Raw genomic sequence first — 17,549 nt, forward strand, 5'->3', positions numbered from 1 at the left:
GAAGTGTGGCCGGCTTTTGGACCGGCGCACTGGGCGAGAGAGAGGCGAGGCATGAGCGACGATCAGGCGCTGACCGGACCGGGTACGCAGACCCGTCGTACCCTGCTCACCGGCGTCGGGGCCGTCGGCGCGGCCGTCGTCCTGGCGGCCTGCGGCAGTGACGACGACGGCAGTGGCAGCGGTGCCCCCACCAGCGGCGGCCCGGCGGTGCCCAGCACCGGGGACGCGGGCGGCGGGGATCGGCAGAACGCCCAGTCGCTGGCCACCACCGCCGACATCCCGGTCGGCGGCGGCAAGGTCCTCGCCGCCGAGGGCGTCGTGATCACCCAGCCCACGGCCGGTCAGTTCAAGGGCTTCAGCCCGATCTGTACGCACCAGAACTGCCCCGTGACGAACGTCGACGGCGGCACCATCAACTGCACCTGCCACAACAGCAAGTTCTCGATCGAGGACGGCTCGGTGAAGGCCGGCCCGGCCACCAAGCCGCTGCCGCCGAAGGACATCAAGGTGACCGGGGACCAGATCTCCCTCGCCTGACCCGCGCGGCTCGACGGCTTGATCGACTCGCGTTCCATGAAGTCGGGGTGTCGGTAGGCACCGGACACCCCGACTTCCCGGAAACCGAGTGGATCAAGTGCTCGCGGTGGGTGTCGGGGGTGCGGACTAGGCTTGTCGACGTGGCTGACCCCTCGACCTACCGTCCCGCACCCGGCACCATCCCGGAGTCACCGGGGGTCTACCGCTTCCGCGACGGCACCGGCCGGGTGATCTACGTCGGCAAGGCGAAAAACCTGCGCAGCCGGCTCAACTCCTACTTCGGCGACGTGTGGAACCTGCACGAGCGCACCCGCCAGATGGTCACCACGGCCGAGTCGGTGGACTGGATCACCGTCGGCACCGAGGTCGAGGCGCTCCAGCAGGAGTTCACCTGGATCAAGCAGTACGACCCCCGGTTCAACGTCCGCTACCGCGACGACAAGTCGTACCCCTATCTCGCCGTCACCCTCGACGAGGAGTACCCGCGACTCCAGGTGATGCGCGGCGCGAAGCGCAAGGGTGTGCGCTACTTCGGTCCGTACTCGCACGCCTGGGCCATCCGGGAGACCCTCGACCTGCTGCTGCGGGTGTTCCCCGCGCGCACCTGCTCGGCCGGCGTGTTCAAGCGGGCCGGCCAGGTCGGTCGTCCCTGCCTGCTGGGCTACATCGGCAAGTGCTCGGCGCCGTGCGTCGGCACCGTCTCCGCCGACGAGCACCGTGCGATCGTCGACGGCTTCTGCGACTTCATGGCCGGGCGCACCGACACCATGGTCCGCAAGATCGAGCGCGAGATGACCGAGGCGAGCGAGCACCTGGAGTTCGAGCGGGCCGCCCGGCTGCGCGACGACGTGGCCGCCCTGCGCCGGGCCATGGAGAAGCAGACCGTGGTGCTCGGCGATGGCACCGACGCCGACGTGGTCGCGTTCGCCGACGACCCGCTCGAGGCGGCCGTGCAGGTCTTCCACGTCCGCGACGGCCGGGTCCGCGGCCAGCGCGGGTGGGTGGTGGAGAAGACCGAGGACCTGACCACCGGCGACCTGGTGCACCACTTCTGCACCCAGGTGTACGGCGGCGAGCACGGCGAAGCCGACGTGCCCCGCGAGCTGCTGGTGCCCGAGTTGCCCGCCGACGCCGACGCGCTGGCCGAGTGGCTCAGCAGCCACCGGGGCAGTCGGGTGTCGCTGCGCGTGCCGCAGCGCGGCGACAAGCGTTCGCTCATGGAGACGGTGGAGCGCAACGCCAAGGATGCGCTGGCCCGGCACAAGCTCAAGCGGTCCGGCGACCTGACCACCCGCGGCAAGGCGCTGGACGAGATCACTGAGGCGCTCGGCATGCGCACCTCGCCGCTGCGCATCGAGTGCTTCGACATCTCGCAGATCCAGGGCACCGACGTGGTCGCCAGCATGGTGGTCTTCGAGGACGGGCTGCCCCGCAAGAGTGAGTACCGGCGGTTCATCGTGCGGGGCGCCACCGACGACCTGTCCGCCATGTCCGAGGTGCTACGCCGCCGCTTCGCCCGCTACCTCGACGCGCGGGCCGAGACGGGCGAGGTGGGCGTGGAGTCCGCCGACGACCCGACCGCGCCCGGCGGCGCCACGGATCCGCAGATCGGCATCCTGGTCGACCCGACCACCGGCCGGCCGCGGAAATTCGCGTACCCGCCACAACTGGTGGTCGTCGACGGCGGCGCCCCGCAGGTTGCGGCGGCCGCCCAGGCCCTCGCCGACCTGGGCATCGACGACGTCGCGCTGTGCGGCCTCGCCAAGCGGCTGGAGGAGGTGTGGCTCCCCGACGACGAGTTCCCGGTCATCCTGCCGCGCACCTCGGAGGGTCTCTACCTGCTGCAACGGGTCCGCGACGAGGCGCACCGCTTCGCCATCACGTTCCACCGCCAGCGTCGCTCGAAGCGGATGACCGAGTCGGCGCTGGACAATGTCCCCGGCCTGGGCGAGGTACGCCGCAAGGCGCTGCTACGGCACTTCGGCTCGCTGAAGCGACTCTCGACGGCGACCGTCGAAGAGATCACCGAGGTGCCCGGGGTGGGTCGACGCACCGCCGAGGCGATCCTGGCCGCCCTCGACAAGGGCGCAAAAGCGGACGACAGCGCCGAGGCGACGCCCAGCGCGTAGGCGACCCGCAGCGCGGGGGGCGACGCCCTGCGCGGGGGCGACCCGCAGCGCGGGGGGCGACGCCCTGCGCGTAGGCGACGCCCTGCGCGTAGGCGATCCGCAGCGCGGGGGCGACGCCCAGCGCGTAGACACACCGCGACAATCCTCGCGCCCCGCATGATCGTGCTCGATCCTGGATGTAGTGGCCTAGTTGGCAGGGTGAGGCCCCTGTTTCCTGGATCGAGCGCGATCATCCGGTGGCGGTCGGGCCGCGTGGAGGTGATCGACTCGGGTTCGGTGATGTCGGGGTGTCCGGCGCGTCCGGATACCCCGGTATCGCCGAAGTCGAGTCGATCAACCCCCGGGATGGTGGCGTGACCCGGAGGTCGGCGTGCAGTGGCGTGTCGCCCACCGAGGGACGCCGTGCACGGCACGTTTCGGCGGGCATGATCGTGCTCGATCCTGGATGTAGTGGTCTCGCCGGCAGGGTGAGGGCCCTGTTTCCGGGATCGAGCACGATCATCAGGTGGGCGCAGGGCCGCGCGGAGGTGATCCACTCGGGTTCGGTGATGTCGGGGTGTCCCGCGCGCCCGGATACCCCGACTTCGCCGAAGTCGAGTTGATCACCACCGGGTGGTGCGGATGTCCGTTTCCGGTGGGTGGTTTGTCCGGTCCGGGCGGTGGCGTCCCGTGGTCGGTGCCACCCTGGTGGCGGAATCGGGGACCCGGCGGGTTCGTTATACCTGGCATGCCGCCGCGAGCCTCAGGCTTCGGTGGCGCGGCAGCCGCCGGGAACACCCGCCCGGCCGCCACGGTTACACCCCCGCACAGCCGAGCAGCACGATTGGCCGGCCTGTGTGGCGGCCCGTCGGGAACACCCGTGCGGTCGCCGCGGTTACATCCCCGCACGGCCGAGCACCACTGGCCGGCGTGGTCCGGAATGCGGAATGACTCGCCACCCCGGGCCGTTGTACCACCCCCTGGGACATCCCCCGTGCAGGCCCCCGGGTCGCCGGGCCAGGTCCCCCGTGAACTTTTCCGCTCGGCACACATCCCCCGTTTTTGTGTGTCGTTGCGTTTTCCCCCACATGCAGAGGAGCACGCCATCATGCGTACCGATCTGATTCGTAAGACCGCTCTGACCGCTGCTGGCCTCGCCTTCACCGGCGGCGCCATCGCCGGCCCCGTCACCACCGCCTACGCCGCGTCGCAGGCCAAGCCCGCGTCGCAGACCCAGGCCGACCGCAAGCCCTCGGGTGAGCGTCAGCTGGGCGTGCGCTACGAAGCCCAGCCCAACTTCTACTACTGCGGCCCCGCCGCCGCCCGTAACGCCCTGTCCGTGCAGGGCAAGAACATCAGCGTGGACGCCATGGCCAAGGAGATGGGCACCACCGAGGCCGGCACCAACAGCATCAACGACATCACGCCGGTGCTGAACAAGGAGACCGGTAAGAACGACGCGTACCACAGCGTCGAGATCAGCAAGCCCGACGCCGACGCCACGCAGACCGACCAGCTACGCGCCGACATCGTCAAGACCGTCGACGACGGTCGGGCGGTGGTGGCGAACATCGCGGGCACCAGCGTCGACACTGATGGCAACACCCACTCGTTCGAGGGCGGGCACTACATCAGCGTCGTGGGTTACCGCGACAACGGTGACGTTGTGCGGATCGCTGATTCGGCCGATGCGAACACGGCCGCGTACGACATCACGGTCGAGCACCTCGCCGACTGGATCGCCACCCGCGGCTACGCCACCAGCTGAGAACCACACACCGACAAGGGCCGGACCCCACCACAGGGGTCCGGCCCTTTCGGCATGCAGTCAGTCGGTCGCGAGGACGGCCAGGATCTGCTCGCCGTACTTGGCGAGCTTGTTCTCGCCGACCCCGCCGACCCGCGACAGCTCGGCCAGCGAGGTGGGCGCGTCACCCGCGATCTGCCGGAGGGTGGCGTCGTGGAAGATGACGTACGCCGGGACGCCCTGCTCCTTGGCGGTGGCCGCCCGCCAGGCGCGCAGCCGCTCGAAGACCGACGCGGCCGCCGGGGTGAGCTCGGCGACGACGGTGGCCGACCCGCGCGGCTTCGACGACCGGCTCGACGCGGGCCGCTCCGGCTCGCGGCGCATCGTGACGGTGCGGCGGCGGCCCAGCACGTCGGCGCTGGCCTCGGTCAGCGCGAGGGTGCCGTAGTCGCCCTCCACGGCGAGCAGCCCCTCGGCGAGGAGTTGCCGGACCACGCCCCGCCACTCGGCCTCGCTCAACTCCGTGCCGATGCCGAAGACGGTAAGCGAGTCGTGACCGTACTGGCTGATCTTGTCGGTCTGCTTGCCGAGCAGGATGTCGATGCAGTGCCCCGCGCCGAACCGCTGGTTGCGCTCGCGGTCGAGGCGGAACACGGCGGAGAGCAGCTTCTGGGCGGCCACGGTGCCGTCCCACGACTCCGGTGGGTTGAGGCAGGTGTCGCAGTTGCCGCAGGCCGTCGGGGTCGTCTCGCCGAAGTACTCGAGCAGCTGCACCCGTCGGCAGCGGACCGTCTCGCAGAGCGCGAGCATCGCGTCCAGGTGTGCGGCGAGGTTGCGCCGGTGCGCGAGGTCGCCGTCGGACGTCTCGATCATCTTGCGCTGCTGGACCACGTCCTGCAGGCCGTACGCCAGCCATGCGGTGGACGGCAGCCCGTCGCGGCCGGCGCGGCCGGTCTCCTGGTAGTAGCCCTCGACGGACTTGGGCAGGTCGAGGTGGGCGACGAAGCGCACGTCGGGCTTGTCGATGCCCATGCCGAAGGCGATGGTGGCCACCATGACCAGGCCGTCCTCGCGGAGGAAACGTTGCTGGTTGGCGGCGCGGGTGGCCGCGTCCAGACCGGCGTGGTACGGCAGCGCGGCGACGCCGTTGGCGACGAGGAACTCGGCGGTCTTGTCCACCGAGGCGCGCGACAGGCAGTAGACGATGCCGGCGTCGCCGGGGTGCTCGTCGCGCAGCAGGGCCAGCAGCTGCTTGCGGGGCTCCCGCTTGGGCACGATCCGGTACTGGATGTTGGGCCGGTCGAAGCTGGCCACGAAGTGCCGCGCGTCGTCGAGCGCCAGCCGGCTGGCGATCTCGGTGCGGGTGGCGCTCGTCGCGGTGGCGGTCAGCGCGATGCGGGGGACCTGCGGCCAGCGCTCGTGCAGCATCGACAGCGCCAGGTAGTCGGGCCGGAAGTCGTGCCCCCACTGGGACACGCAGTGCGCCTCGTCGATCGCGAACAGGGAGATGCGCCCCCGGTCCAGCAGGGCGAGGGTGGACCGGACGCCGAGCGCCTCGGGCGCCAGGTAGAGCAGGTCCAGTTCGCCGGCGACGAACGCGGCCTCCACCCGCCGCCGGGCGTCCAGGGTCTGGGTGGAGTTGAGGAAGCCGGCGCGGACACCGACCGCGGTGAGCGCGTCCACCTGGTCCTGCATGAGCGCGATCAGCGGGGAGACGACGACCGCGACACCGTCGCGGACCAGGGCCGGGATCTGGTAGCACAGCGACTTGCCGCCACCGGTGGGCATCAGCACCAGCGCGTCGCCACCGGCGACGACATGGTCGATGACCTGCTGCTGGAAGCCGCGGAAGGCGTCGTAGCCGAACACCCGGCGCAGCACCGGCAGCGCGTCCTCGGTACGCAGGTCGGTGGGGGAAGCCATTCGCGGAGTCTACGAGCCGACCCCGACACCGCTCGCCCGGCGCACCCGGGCACACCGGACGAGCGTGCGGTCAGCTGGGCCGGTTGGCCAGGCCGCGCGGCGGGGCCTTCATCCCGACGACGATGTCGACGATCTCGATGTAGCGGGCCTTGGCCCCCATCCGGAACGCGGTGGCCGCGGCGTTGATCTCCTCGAGGGTGTCGGCCTCCACCATCGTCACCTGGTCGTACTTCCCGTTGACCCCGGTGCAGACGACGTGGGTGAGCTGCTTGGCGAAGCGGCCCAGATCCCGGGCGTGCTCGGCGGAGACCTCGTGGATGCCCTCCCGGCCGAGGGCGAAATACTCCGGACTGATCCGCATGAACAGGAAACCGACGTACTTGTTCTTGTCCGCCAGATCGTGCATCGCACCCTCCCAGATGTCGGCCTTGACCTGCGGCGATCACGAGGAGCGTATAGACGATTACTGATCGTCATCAAGGGCGGAGGCTGTCGGGAGGGCGACCCGCGGTCCCCGGGTGCGGACGCGCCCGACCCGACGCCGGCCGGCGGGATAGAGTCGCTGATTGACCAATCGCGGCCGATGGCGGCCGCGGCGCCACGGCTTGGGGGTACGGGTGAGCGAGGCGCACACAGCCGGTGACGGGCAGCCGGCGGCCGAGTCGGAGACCACCCTGGTGGTGGTCACCGGGCTGTCCGGTGGTGGTCGCAGCACCGTCGCCCGGGCGTTGGAGAACGTCGGCTACTACGTCGTGGACAACCTGCCACAGGCGCTCATGCTCGACATGGCCGAGTTGGCGTTCAAGGCCGGCGGCGCGGCCCGGCGTACGGCCATGGTCCTGGACGTGCGCTCGCGGGCCTTCTCCACCGACCTGGCCGGGGCGATCCGCGAGCTGAAGGAGCGGGGTTTCTCGCCGCGGGTGGTGTTCGTCGACGCCGACGACGAGGTGCTGATCCGGCGTTTCGAGAGTGTTCGGCGTTCGCACCCGTTGCAGGGCGACGGGCGGCTGGCCGACGGCATCGCCGTGGAGCGCGGGCTGTTGGAGGAGGCCCGCGACCAGGCCGACGTGATCATCGACACCAGCCACCTGAACGTCAACCAGCTGCGCCGGCGCATCGAGGAGCTGTTCGGCGGCGAGGACGCCCGCCGGCTGCGGGTCACCGTGCTGTCGTTCGGCTTCAAGTACGGCCTGCCGCCGGACGCCGACTTCGTGCTGGACGCCCGGTTCCTGCCCAACCCGTACTGGGTGCCGGAGCTGCGCGAGCACACCGGGCGGGAGGAGGCGGTCAGCGCGTACGTGCTGGGTCAGGAGGGCGCGGACGCCTTCGTCGCCTCGTACGCCGACCTGGTCAACGCCACCACCACCGGGTTCGAGCGGGAGGGCAAGCGGTACCTGACGGTCGCCGTGGGCTGCACCGGCGGCAAACACCGCAGCGTGGCCATCGCCGAGGAGCTGGCCGGTCGGCTGCGCCAGTCGGGGCTGGCCGCCAACGCGCAGCACCGCGACCTGGGGCGGGAATGACGGCGCGTCGGGTGGTCGCGTTCGGCGGAGGGCACGGGTTGTCCGCGTCGCTGCGTGCGCTGCGTCACTGCGCCCCCGAACTCGACCTGGACATCACCGCGGTGGTCACGGTCGGTGACGACGGCGGTTCCAGCGGCCGGCTGCGCGCCGAACGGGGCGGCCTGCCCCCGGGTGACCTGCGCCAGGCGCTGGTGGCGCTGGCCGGAGACCACCCCGCCACGCGACGCAGCGCCGGGCTGTTCCAGCACCGCTTCGCCGCCGTGCCGGCGCTCGGCGTACCCCCGGACGGCGGGACCGACGCGGACCCGGCGGCGGCGGGCGGCCCGGAGCCGCGCGGCGCGGACCCGACGACGGCGCGCACCGACGGCCTGGCCGGGCACGCGGTGGGCAACCTGGTGCTCTGCGGTCTCATGGAGCTGCTCGGCGACCCGGTGGCCGCGCTGGAACACGCCGGGGCCATGCTCGGCACGGTCGGCCGGGTCCTGCCGATGTCGCGCCAGCCGGTCGGCATCGAGGCGCGGGTGCGCGGCGCCGACCCGAGCGCCCCCGACGAGGTGCGCACCGTACGCGGTCAGCACCAGGTGGCGGTCACCACCGGGCGGGTCGAGTCGCTGCGCCTCACCCCGGCCGCCCCGGCGGCCTGCGCCGAGGCCCTGGCGGCGATCGCTGCGGCGGACTGGTTGATCTTCGGGCCGGGCAGCTGGTACACGAGTGTGCTGCCGCACCTGCTGGTGCCGCAGCTGGCCGACGCGATCGTGTCCAGCTCGGCCCGGCGGCTGGTCACGCTGAACCTGGCCGCGGAGAAGGAGACCCTCGGCCTCTCGGTCGCCGACCATCTGGCGGCGTTGCGCTGGTACCTGCCCGAGCTCAAGGTTGATCTCGTGCTCGCGGACGCCAAGGCGGTGGGTGACCCTGAACCGGTCGAACGTGCGGCAGAATCGCTGGGTGCCCGCCTGGTCCTCGCCCCCGTCGCCGTCATCGACGGCACTCCCCGCCATGATCCGGCTGCCCTGGGCGCCGCGCTGGTGCCTGTCCTGGGCGCCGATCGTTAGACACGTACGTAATCTCCGGCGACACGCCGGAACAGGTCCGTGAGGGGACGCACAATGGCGATGACGGCTGCGGTCAAGGACGAGCTGAGTCGGGTCGACGTGCCCAAGCCCTGCTGTCGGCGGGCGGAGATGGCGGCGCTGCTGCGCTTCGCCGGCGGGCTGCACATCGTCTCCGGCCGGGTGGTGGTGGAGGCTGAGCTGGACACCGGCGCGGTGGCGCGTCGGTTGCGCCGGGAGATCGCCGAGGTCTACGGCTACCCCAGCGAGATCCACGTGCTGGCGTCCGGTGGGCTGCGCAAGGGCAGCCACTTCATCGTCCGCGTGGTCAAGGACGGTGAGGCGCTCGCACGGCAGACCGGCCTGCTGGACGTGCGCGGCCGGCCGGTGCGCGGGCTGCCTCCGCACGTGGTGGCGGCCAACGTCTGCTGCGCGGTCTCGGCATGGCGGGGCGCGTTCATGGCGCACGGCTCGCTCACCGAGCCCGGCCGCTCCAGCGCGCTGGAGATCACCTGCCCGGGGCCGGAGTCGGCGCTGGCGCTGGTCGGCGCGGCCCGGCGGATCGGCATCACCGCGAAGAACCGCGAGGTGCGCGGGGTGGACCGGGTGGTGGTCAAGGACGGCGACGCGATCGCGGCGCTGCTCACCCGCATCGGCGCGCACTCCAGCGTGCTGGCCTGGGAGGAGCGCCGGGTCCGCCGCGAGGTGCGGGCCACCGCCAACCGGCTGGCCAACTTCGACGACGCCAACCTGCGCCGCTCGGCGCGCGCCGCCGTCGCCGCCGCCGCCCGGGTGACCCGGGCGCTGGAGATCCTGGCCGAGGAGGCGCCCAACCACCTCACCGACGCCGGGCGGCTGCGCCTGGAGCACCGGCAGGCGTCGCTGGAGGAGCTGGGCGCGCTGGCCGAGCCTCCGCTGACCAAGGACGCCATCGCCGGACGGATCCGCCGTCTGCTCGCGCTGGCTGACAAGCGGGCCCGGGACCTCGGCATCCCGGATACCGAAGCGGCCGTCACGCCCGACATGCTCGTGGTCTGATAGGACGGTGGGGCCGTACGGTGCGCCGGGAGCACGACCCGGCGCGGCGTGGTCTCACGCGCTCGGATAAGGTCGCTGAGTACGGCAAGGGGGCCGACACGGGCACTCCTCGTCGTGCTTACCGCCTCGGGCGGTCAGGTCCTCAGACCGCGGCGGGGTGCCGAGACGAACCGTCAACGGCCGGCTCCAACGGTCGGCGCACACCACTCCGCCGGCCCGTTGTCTGAAGCCGGCAGACCAGAACGCGAGGAGATGGGACCTGTGACCATCCGGGTTGGCATCAACGGCTTCGGCCGAATCGGCCGGAACTTCTTCCGGGCAGTGCTGGCGTCCGACGCCGACATCGAGGTCGTGGCGGTGAACGACCTGACCGACAACGGCACGCTCGCCCACCTGCTCAAGTACGACAGCATCCTCGGTCGCCTGCCGTTCGAGGTCAAGGCCACCGCCGACGAGATCACCGTCGGTGGCAAGACCATCAAGGCGTACGCCGAGAAGGACCCGGCGGCGCTGCCGTGGGGTGAGGTCGGCGCGGACGTCGTCATCGAGTCGACCGGCTTCTTCACCGACGCCACCAAGGCCAAGGCGCACGTCGACGGCGGCGCCAAGAAGGTCATCATCTCCGCTCCGGCGAAGAACGAGGACGTCACCGTCGTCATGGGTGTCAACCACGACACCTACGACCCGGCGAAGCACACCATCATCTCCAACGCCTCGTGCACCACCAACTGCCTCGCGCCGATGGCGAAGGTCCTGCACGACACGTTCGGCATCCAGCACGGTCTGATGACGACGATCCACGCGTACACCCAGGACCAGAACCTGCAGGACGCCCCGCACTCCGACCTGCGCCGCGCCCGGGCCGCCGCGCTGAACATCGTGCCGACCTCGACCGGTGCCGCGAAGGCCATCGGCCTGGTGCTGCCGGACCTGAAGGGCAAGCTCGACGGGTACGCGCTGCGGGTGCCGATCCCGACCGGCTCGGTCACCGACCTCACCGTCACCGTGGGTCGTGAGACCACCGTGGACGAGGTCAACGCCGCGCTGAAGGCCGCCGCGGACGGCCCGCTCAAGGGCATCCTCGTCTACAACGAGGACCCGATCGTCTCCACCGACATCGTCACCGACCCGGCGTCGTGCATCTTCGACGCGCCGCTGACCAAGGTCGTCGGCAACCAGGTCAAGGTCGTCGGCTGGTACGACAACGAGTGGGGCTACTCCAACCGCCTGGTCGACCTGGTCAAGCTGGTCGGTTCGTCGCTGTGAGCATCCGGACCCTCGACGACCTGCTCGCCGAGGGGGTGTCGGGTCGGCGCGTGCTGGTGCGCGCCGACCTGAACGTCCCGCTCGACAAGCAGACCGGTGCGATCACTGATGACGGACGCATCCGCGCGGTGCTGCCGACGCTCGGCGCGCTGGTCGAGGCCGGCGCGAAGGTGGTCGTCTGCTCGCACCTGGGCCGCCCGAAGGGCACGCCGGACCCGCAGTTCAGCCTGAGCCCGGTCGCCGGGCGGCTCGGTGAGCTGCTCGGCGCTCCGGTGCACTTCGCCACCGACACGGTCGGCGACTCGGCCCGCTCCACCGTCGCGGGCCTGGCCGACGGCCAGGTCGCCCTGCTGGAGAACCTGCGTTTCAACGCCGGTGAGACCAGCAAGGACGAGGCCGAGCGGGGCGCCTTCGCCGACCAGCTCGCCGCGTTCGGCGACGCGTACGTCGACGACGCGTTCGGCGCCGTGCACCGCAAGCACGCCAGCGTGTACGACGTGCCGGCGCGGCTGCCGCACGTGGCCGGCCGGCTGGTGCTGCGCGAGGTCGAGGTGCTCGGCAAGCTGGCCGGCGACCCGGAGCGCCCGTACGTCGTGGTGCTGGGTGGTTCCAAGGTCTCCGACAAGCTGGCGGTGATCGAGGCGCTGCTGCCGAAGGTCGACCGGCTGCTCATCGGCGGCGGGATGTGCTTCACGTTCCTCAAGGCCCAGGGCCACGAGGTGGGCACCTCGCTGCTGGAGGAGGAGATGGTGGAGACCTGCCGCAACCTCCTGGAGCGCTCCGAGGGCAAGATCATGCTGCCGGTCGACGTGGTGGCCGCGACCGCCTTCTCCCCGGACGCCGATCACGACGTCTTCCCGGCGGACGGCATCCCGAGCCACCGGATCGGGCTGGACATCGGCCCGGAAACGGTCGCCGGCTTCGCCGCCGCCCTGAAGACCTCCGCATGTGGAGATCCCGGGAACGCGCGGACGATCTTCTGGAACGGGCCGATGGGCGTGTTCGAGATGGCGCCCTTCGCCGCGGGCACCCGGGGCGTCGCCGAGGCCATCGCCGATTCCGACGCGTTCAGCGTGGTCGGCGGCGGTGACTCGGCGGCCGCGATCCGGCTCCTCGGCCTGGATGAGAAGGCGTTCGGGCACATCTCCACCGGCGGTGGCGCCTCCCTGGAGTACCTGGAGGGCAAGACCCTCCCCGGCATCGCGGCCCTGGAGAACTGAGCATGGCGAGCACGACCCGCCGGCCGTTGATGGCCGGCAACTGGAAGATGAACCTCAACCACCTCGAGGCCAACCTGCTCGTGCAGAAGCTGGCCGCGAGCCTCACCGAGAAGCAGCTCACCGAGGTCGAGACGGTCGTGCTGCCGCCGTTCACCGCCCTGCGCACCGTGCAGACGGCGGTGGACGGCGACAAGCTGCTGATCGGCTACGGCGGGCAGGACCTCTCCCCGCACACGGCGGGCGCGTACACCGGGGACATCTCCGGCGTGATGCTCGCCAAGCTCGGCTGCACGTACGTGGTGGTCGGGCACTCCGAGCGGCGGGCCTACCACCACGAGGACGACGGGTTGGTCAACGCGAAGGTGAAGGCGGCGCTCACGCACGGCCTGACCCCGATCCTCTGCGTGGGGGAGGGGCTGGACATCCGCGAGCAGGGCACCCACGTGGCGCACTGCGCCGACCAGCTCGACGGGGGCCTCGCCGGGCTCACCGCCGAGCAGGTGCGCCAGGTCGTCATCGCGTACGAGCCGGTCTGGGCGATCGGCACCGGCAAGACCGCGACGCCCGAGGACGCCCAGGAGGTCTGCGGTGCGGTCCGCCGGCGGCTGGCGGAGCGCTTCGACGCCGAGACCGCCGACGCGGTTCGGATCCTCTACGGCGGGTCGGTCAAGGCGTCCAACGTCGCCTCGATCATGGCTCAGCCGGACGTGGACGGGGGCCTGGTGGGCGGCGCCAGCCTGGACGCGGAAGAATTCGCGCAGATCTGCCGGTTCCCCGAGCACATCGCTCGCTGATCGCTCGCTATCCTGGACACCGCCCGTCCACCGGCCGGTGCCACCGTGCCCGACCTGTCCGGGCGAGGATCGCTACGAGAGGACTGCCCCCAGCCATGCCGATCTGGTTCGCATACACGTTGATCGTGTTGCTGGTCATCACGAGCATCCTGCTCACCATGCTCATCCTGCTGCACCGCGGTAAGGGTGGCGGGTTGTCGAGCATGTTCGGCGGTGGCGTCAGCTCCAGCCTCGCCGGCTCCTCGGTGGCCGAGAAGAACCTGGACCGTTACACCGTTCTGGTGGGTGTCGTCTGGTTCGCGGCGATCGTCGGGCTGGGGCTCTGGCTCCGTCTCCAGTTGAACAGCGGCTCCTGAGCAGGCCCGCGAAGTCGTACAATCTGCGCGCGGTCCGTCACTCGACGGGCCGCGCGCAGTCTTTTCTCCGCTGCACCGCGTCGCCCGCCGCCCATCCCCGACGGCGGCGGGTCCCCTCCGACGACAGGAGCGAGCAGCCGTGCCCAGTGGCAACGTCATCCGCGGCGCCCGCGTCGGGTCCGCACCCATGCGCCCGGACGAGCGGCACCAACCCGCACCCCGACAGGACGTCACCTACTGGTGTCGCAACGACCACCAGACCGACATCCGGATCGCGGCCGACGCCACGGCGCCGCCGCTGTGGGACTGCCCCCGCTGCGGGCTCCCCGCCGGTCTGGACGCGCAGAACCCGCCCGGACGGGTCCGCGCCGAGCCCTACAAGAGCCACCTGGCGTACGTGAAGGAGCGGCGTACCGCCGAGGAGGGCGAGGCGCTGCTGGCGGAGGCGCTCGCCGCGCTGCGCCGCCGCCGGGGCGAAAGTTAGGCAAGGGCCCCGCGTGGGGGCCCTTCCCGTCGTTCAGCGCAGGCTACGCAGCCGGGCGGGCACGTCAGCGGCCGCCGCGCGGTCCAGCAGCCAGCGGGTACGGTCCACGCCGTGCACCCCGGCGGCCGGCAGCTGCACCGGGCCGGCGCCGGCCAGCGCCATGCCCACCGCACGTGCCTTGTCGGCGCCGCCGGCCACCAGCCAGACCTCCTCGGCGGTGTTGATCGCCGACAGGGTGAGCGTGGTCCGCACCGGCGGCGGCTTCGGGCTGCCCCGCACCGCGCTGACCGGCCGCGTCTCGTAGTGCACCGGGTGCCCGGGGAAGACCGACGCGACGTGCCCGTCCTCGCCGACACCCAGCATCAGCACGTCGAAGTGCGGCAGCGCGGCGTGCCCCGGCCGGGCGGCGCGGGCCAACTCGTCGGCGTACGCGGCGGCGGCCGCCTCGGGGTCGTTGCCGGCCGGGCCGTCGGAGGCCGGCATGGGATGCACCCGGGCCGGGTCCAGCGGCACCACGTCCAGCAGGGCGGCGCGGGCCTGGGTCTCGTTGCGCTCCGGGTCGCCGGCGGGCAGGAACCGCTCGTCACCCCACCACACGTCGACCCGGGACCAGTCCACCGCGTCGCGGGCCGGCAACTGCGCCACCGCCCGGTACACGGCCGCGGCGACGCGCCCACCGGTGAGCACCATCGCGGCCTCGCCCCGGTCGGCCTGGGCGTCGAGCAACTTCACCAGCAGCCGGGCCGCCACGGCCTGCGCCAGCAGGTCGGCGTCGGCGTGGACGGCGACACTCGCCTCACTCATGGGTTGTGCCTTCGTTTCCCGACCGCTGGGCGGTCGCTGTCGCGTCGTCTCCGGGCCGTACGCCCAGAGGTGCTCCGGTGGAGGGCCGGAACCATCCCGGCCCTCCCGTTCGTCGTGCTGCGGACGTTCCGGCTCAGCTCTCGCCGCTCGTGCCGGTGTGCGCGGTGACCCCGGCCTCGGCGCGCTGGGCCGTGGCCGGATCCTTCCAGACGTGCACCCGCTGCGGGGGGCGCTGTTCCAGACCCCGCAGCCCGGCGGTCGCGCCCAGCGCCTCCGCGTACACCTGGTCCGCGTCCAGCCGGCGCAGCTCCTCGGCCAACTCGTCGCCGAGCGGCCGACGGACCAGCGGCAGGGCCCGGTCGTCCTGACCGGTCCGCCGGAACACCGCCAGGCTGTCCTCGCGGGTCAGCGTCAGGCGGTCGCCGTTGGCGCAGGTCAACTGCACCTCCCGCATCCGGGGGAACTCGTTGGTGTCGACCCGGCGCGGGGTGATGCCCAGCCGGCTGGACAGCCAGCCGACCATCAGCGCCGCCGTCGGGTCGGTGGGCGGCGCGACGACGGTCGCCTCGGTGACCTTCGCCTCGGTGGTGTCGAACGCCCCGGCGACCAGGGTCCGCCACGGGGTGATCCGGGTCCACGCCAGGTCGGTGTCACCCGGGGCGTAGTCCCGGGCGCGCTGCCGCAGCGCCTCCACCGGGTCCGTGGCCTGCGCCGTGTCGGTGATCCTCCGGTCGGCGACCACCCCGAGGAAGTCGGTGGCGATCTCCGCCGGCGGTTCGCCGTGCCACCAGGTGACCACCGGCACGTCCGGCACCAGCAGCGGCATCACCACCGACTCCGCGTGCAGGGCGAGCCGCCCGTACAACCGGGTGACCACCGCCTCGCAGGGGCCGAGTCGGCCACCGACCACGATCTCCGCGTCCAGTCGGTTGCGTTCCCGCTCGATGTCGGAGCGGACCACGACCACCAGCCGGCACGGGTGGGCGGCGGCGGCGATGGTCGCCGCCGCCTCCGCCTCGCGGACCCGCTTCTCGTCCACCACCACGATGAGGGTGAGCGCCATGCCGCTGGCCACACCACCGGCGCTGCGCCGCTCGGCAGCCAGCGCCTTGACCACCTCGTTGCCGGTGGTGTCCCACAGCCCGATCATGCTCTTCTCCAAGCGCGGCCCTCGCGGGCCAGCATCTCGTCGGCCGCCCGCGGCCCCCACTCGCCGGCGCGGTACGGCTCCGGCGTGGTGCCCTCCCAGGCGTGCTCCAGCGGGTCGATCACCTGCCAGCTCTGCTCGACCTCGGCCGCGTCCGGGAACAGGGTGCGGTCCCCGATCAGCACGTCCAGCACCAGCCGCTCGTACGCCTCCGGGCTGGACTCCGTGAACGCCTCGCCGTACTGGAAGTCCATCGCGATGTCGCGGACCTCCATGGTGGTGCCCGGCACCTTCGAGCCGAACTTGAGCACCACGCCCTCGTCCGGCTGCACCCGGATGACGAGCTGGTTGTTGCCCAGCGACTCCATGTCGGCGTCGTTGAACGGCAGGTGCGGCGCCTTCTTGAACATGATGGCGACCTCGGTGACCCGCCGGGGCAGCCGCTTGCCGGCCCGGATGTAGAACGGCACCTCGGCCCAGCGCCGGTTCTGGATGCCGAGCCGCACCGCCACGTACGTCTCCGTGGTGGAGTCGGGGGGTACGCCCTGCTCCTCCCGGTAACCGACCGCGCGTTCGCCGCCGACCCAGCCGGGCAGGTACTGGCCGCGGACGGTGTCCCGGGCGACGTCCTTCGGCAGGGTGATGGCCTTGAGCACCTTCAGCTTCTCGGCGCGGATCTCGTCGGCGTCGAAGCTCGTCGGCTCCTCCATGGCCACCAGCGCCAGGAGTTGGAGCAGGTGGTTCTGCAGCACGTCACGGGCGGTGCCGACGGTGTCGTAGAAGCCGGCCCGGCTGCCGATGCCGACGTCCTCGGCCATGGTGATCTGCACCGAGTCGACGTACTTCGAGTTCCACAGCGGCTCGAACAGGTTGTTGGCGAACCGCAGGGCCAGGATGTTCTGGACGGTCTCCTTGCCCAGGTAGTGGTCGATCCGGAAGACGTCCTGGCGGGTGAACACGTCGTCGACGAGGTCGTTGAGCGCCTTCGCCGACGGCAGGTCGTTACCGAACGGCTTCTCCACCACCACCCGGCGCCAACCGCCGGACTTCTCGTTGTCGGCCATCCCGGTGCGGGCCAGTTGCTTGAGCACGACGGGGAACGCGGCCGGGGGGATGGAGAAGTAGAACGCCGCGTTGCCGGCGATGCCGTGACTCTGCCGCAGGTCGTCCAGCGTCGAGGCGAGCTGGTCGAAGGCCGCGTCGTCGTCGAACGACCCGCCGACGAACTTGATGTTGCCGGCCAGTCGCGCCCACACCTCGTCCCGCCACGGGGTACGGGCGTGCTTCTTCGCCGCCTCGCACGCGAGGGTCTCGAAGTCGCCGTCACCCCAGTCGCGGCGGGCGAAGCCGAGGACCACGAAACCGGGCGGCAGCAGGCCCCGGTTCGCCAGGTCGTAGACCGCCGGGAGCAGCTTCTTGCGGGCCAGGTCGCCGGTCACCCCGAAGATCACCAGAGCGCACGGCTCGGGGATCCGGGGCAACCGGCGGTCCTGCGGGTCGCGTAGCGGGTTCGTCGAGCCACCTTCGGTTCGCGCCTCCGGGGCTCGCAACCC

Annotated in this window: 16 protein-coding genes; 11 read left to right on the top strand and 5 right to left on the bottom strand. The window is 71.7% G+C overall.

Translation table 11 applies throughout. The features are described from left to right. Positions 1-51 precede the first annotated feature (51 nt). The 3 genes from ABZU53_RS23945 to ABZU53_RS23955 all read left to right on the top strand — a co-directional run bounded on the left by ABZU53_RS23945 (position 52) and on the right by ABZU53_RS23955 (position 4,413). Entirely contained in the window at positions 52-537 is a 486-nt protein-coding gene (locus tag ABZU53_RS23945; RefSeq protein WP_354862806.1) for a Rieske (2Fe-2S) protein, read from the top strand. Between the two features lie 140 nt (positions 538-677). Then, a complete protein-coding gene (gene uvrC / locus ABZU53_RS23950; protein WP_355067598.1) occupies positions 678-2,666 on the top strand; it encodes an excinuclease ABC subunit UvrC in 1,989 nt (662 codons plus the stop codon). Positions 2,667-3,753: 1,087 nt separating this feature from the next. Continuing rightward, positions 3,754-4,413 (top strand): C39 family peptidase, encoded by a 660-nt coding sequence (locus ABZU53_RS23955; RefSeq protein ID WP_355067600.1) that lies wholly within the window; start codon positions 3,754-3,756, stop codon positions 4,411-4,413. Positions 4,414-4,473: 60 nt separating this feature from the next. Here ABZU53_RS23955 and recQ read toward each other — a convergent pair whose 3' ends face one another. Further along, positions 4,474-6,315, bottom strand: coding sequence for a DNA helicase RecQ (gene recQ / locus ABZU53_RS23960; RefSeq protein WP_354860365.1), 1,842 nt, complete (start codon positions 6,313-6,315; stop codon positions 4,474-4,476). Between the two features lie 70 nt (positions 6,316-6,385). Continuing rightward, entirely contained in the window at positions 6,386-6,721 is a 336-nt protein-coding gene (locus ABZU53_RS23965; RefSeq protein ID WP_354860366.1) for a hypothetical protein, read from the bottom strand. A gap of 211 nt (positions 6,722-6,932) precedes the next feature. On the opposite strand from ABZU53_RS23965, the gene rapZ reads away from it, so the two are divergent. From rapZ to ABZU53_RS24005, 8 genes are all read left to right on the top strand, one after another. Then, positions 6,933-7,838: an RNase adapter RapZ gene (gene rapZ / locus ABZU53_RS23970; protein ID WP_234588457.1), complete on the top strand. Its 906-nt coding sequence runs from the start codon at positions 6,933-6,935 to the stop codon at positions 7,836-7,838. After that, positions 7,835-8,890: a 2-phospho-L-lactate transferase CofD family protein gene (locus ABZU53_RS23975; RefSeq protein ID WP_355067602.1), complete on the top strand. Its 1,056-nt coding sequence runs from the start codon at positions 7,835-7,837 to the stop codon at positions 8,888-8,890. Before rapZ ends, ABZU53_RS23975 begins: the two co-directional genes overlap by 4 nt. 54 nt (positions 8,891-8,944) lie before the next feature. Then, entirely contained in the window at positions 8,945-9,925 is a 981-nt protein-coding gene (whiA, locus tag ABZU53_RS23980) for a DNA-binding protein WhiA (protein ID WP_354860370.1), read from the top strand. 261 nt (positions 9,926-10,186) lie between these two features. Next, on the top strand, positions 10,187-11,191 hold the full coding sequence (gene gap, locus ABZU53_RS23985; RefSeq protein ID WP_354860371.1) for a type I glyceraldehyde-3-phosphate dehydrogenase: 1,005 nt from the start codon (positions 10,187-10,189) through the stop codon (positions 11,189-11,191). Further along, on the top strand, positions 11,188-12,411 hold the full coding sequence (locus ABZU53_RS23990) for a phosphoglycerate kinase (RefSeq protein ID WP_354860373.1): 1,224 nt from the start codon (positions 11,188-11,190) through the stop codon (positions 12,409-12,411). Before gap ends, ABZU53_RS23990 begins: the two co-directional genes overlap by 4 nt. 2 nt (positions 12,412-12,413) lie before the next feature. Beyond that, complete coding sequence (gene tpiA / locus ABZU53_RS23995) at positions 12,414-13,205, top strand: triose-phosphate isomerase (protein ID WP_355067603.1); 792 nt, start codon at positions 12,414-12,416, stop codon at positions 13,203-13,205. A 95-nt stretch (positions 13,206-13,300) separates the two neighbouring features. Beyond that, positions 13,301-13,561, top strand: a complete 261-nt coding sequence (secG, locus tag ABZU53_RS24000; RefSeq protein WP_354860376.1) for a preprotein translocase subunit SecG — start codon at positions 13,301-13,303, stop codon at positions 13,559-13,561. Positions 13,562-13,700: 139 nt separating this feature from the next. Further along, entirely contained in the window at positions 13,701-14,045 is a 345-nt protein-coding gene (locus ABZU53_RS24005; RefSeq protein WP_354860378.1) for an RNA polymerase-binding protein RbpA, read from the top strand. A gap of 33 nt (positions 14,046-14,078) precedes the next feature. On the opposite strand, the gene pgl is transcribed toward ABZU53_RS24005, so the two are convergent. From pgl to zwf, 3 genes are all read right to left on the bottom strand, one after another. Further along, a complete protein-coding gene (gene pgl, locus ABZU53_RS24010; protein WP_355067605.1) occupies positions 14,079-14,849 on the bottom strand; it encodes a 6-phosphogluconolactonase in 771 nt (256 codons plus the stop codon). Between the two features lie 133 nt (positions 14,850-14,982). Continuing rightward, positions 14,983-15,999: a glucose-6-phosphate dehydrogenase assembly protein OpcA gene (locus ABZU53_RS24015; RefSeq protein WP_354860381.1), complete on the bottom strand. Its 1,017-nt coding sequence runs from the start codon at positions 15,997-15,999 to the stop codon at positions 14,983-14,985. Beyond that, positions 15,996-17,546 (bottom strand): glucose-6-phosphate dehydrogenase, encoded by a 1,551-nt coding sequence (gene zwf / locus ABZU53_RS24020; protein ID WP_354860403.1) that lies wholly within the window; start codon positions 17,544-17,546, stop codon positions 15,996-15,998. Before zwf ends, ABZU53_RS24015 begins: the two co-directional genes overlap by 4 nt. Positions 17,547-17,549 lie beyond the last annotated feature (3 nt).

It is taken from the genome of Micromonospora sp. NPDC005194 (assembly GCF_040608335.1).
GTDB lineage: Bacteria > Actinomycetota > Actinomycetes > Mycobacteriales > Micromonosporaceae > Micromonospora.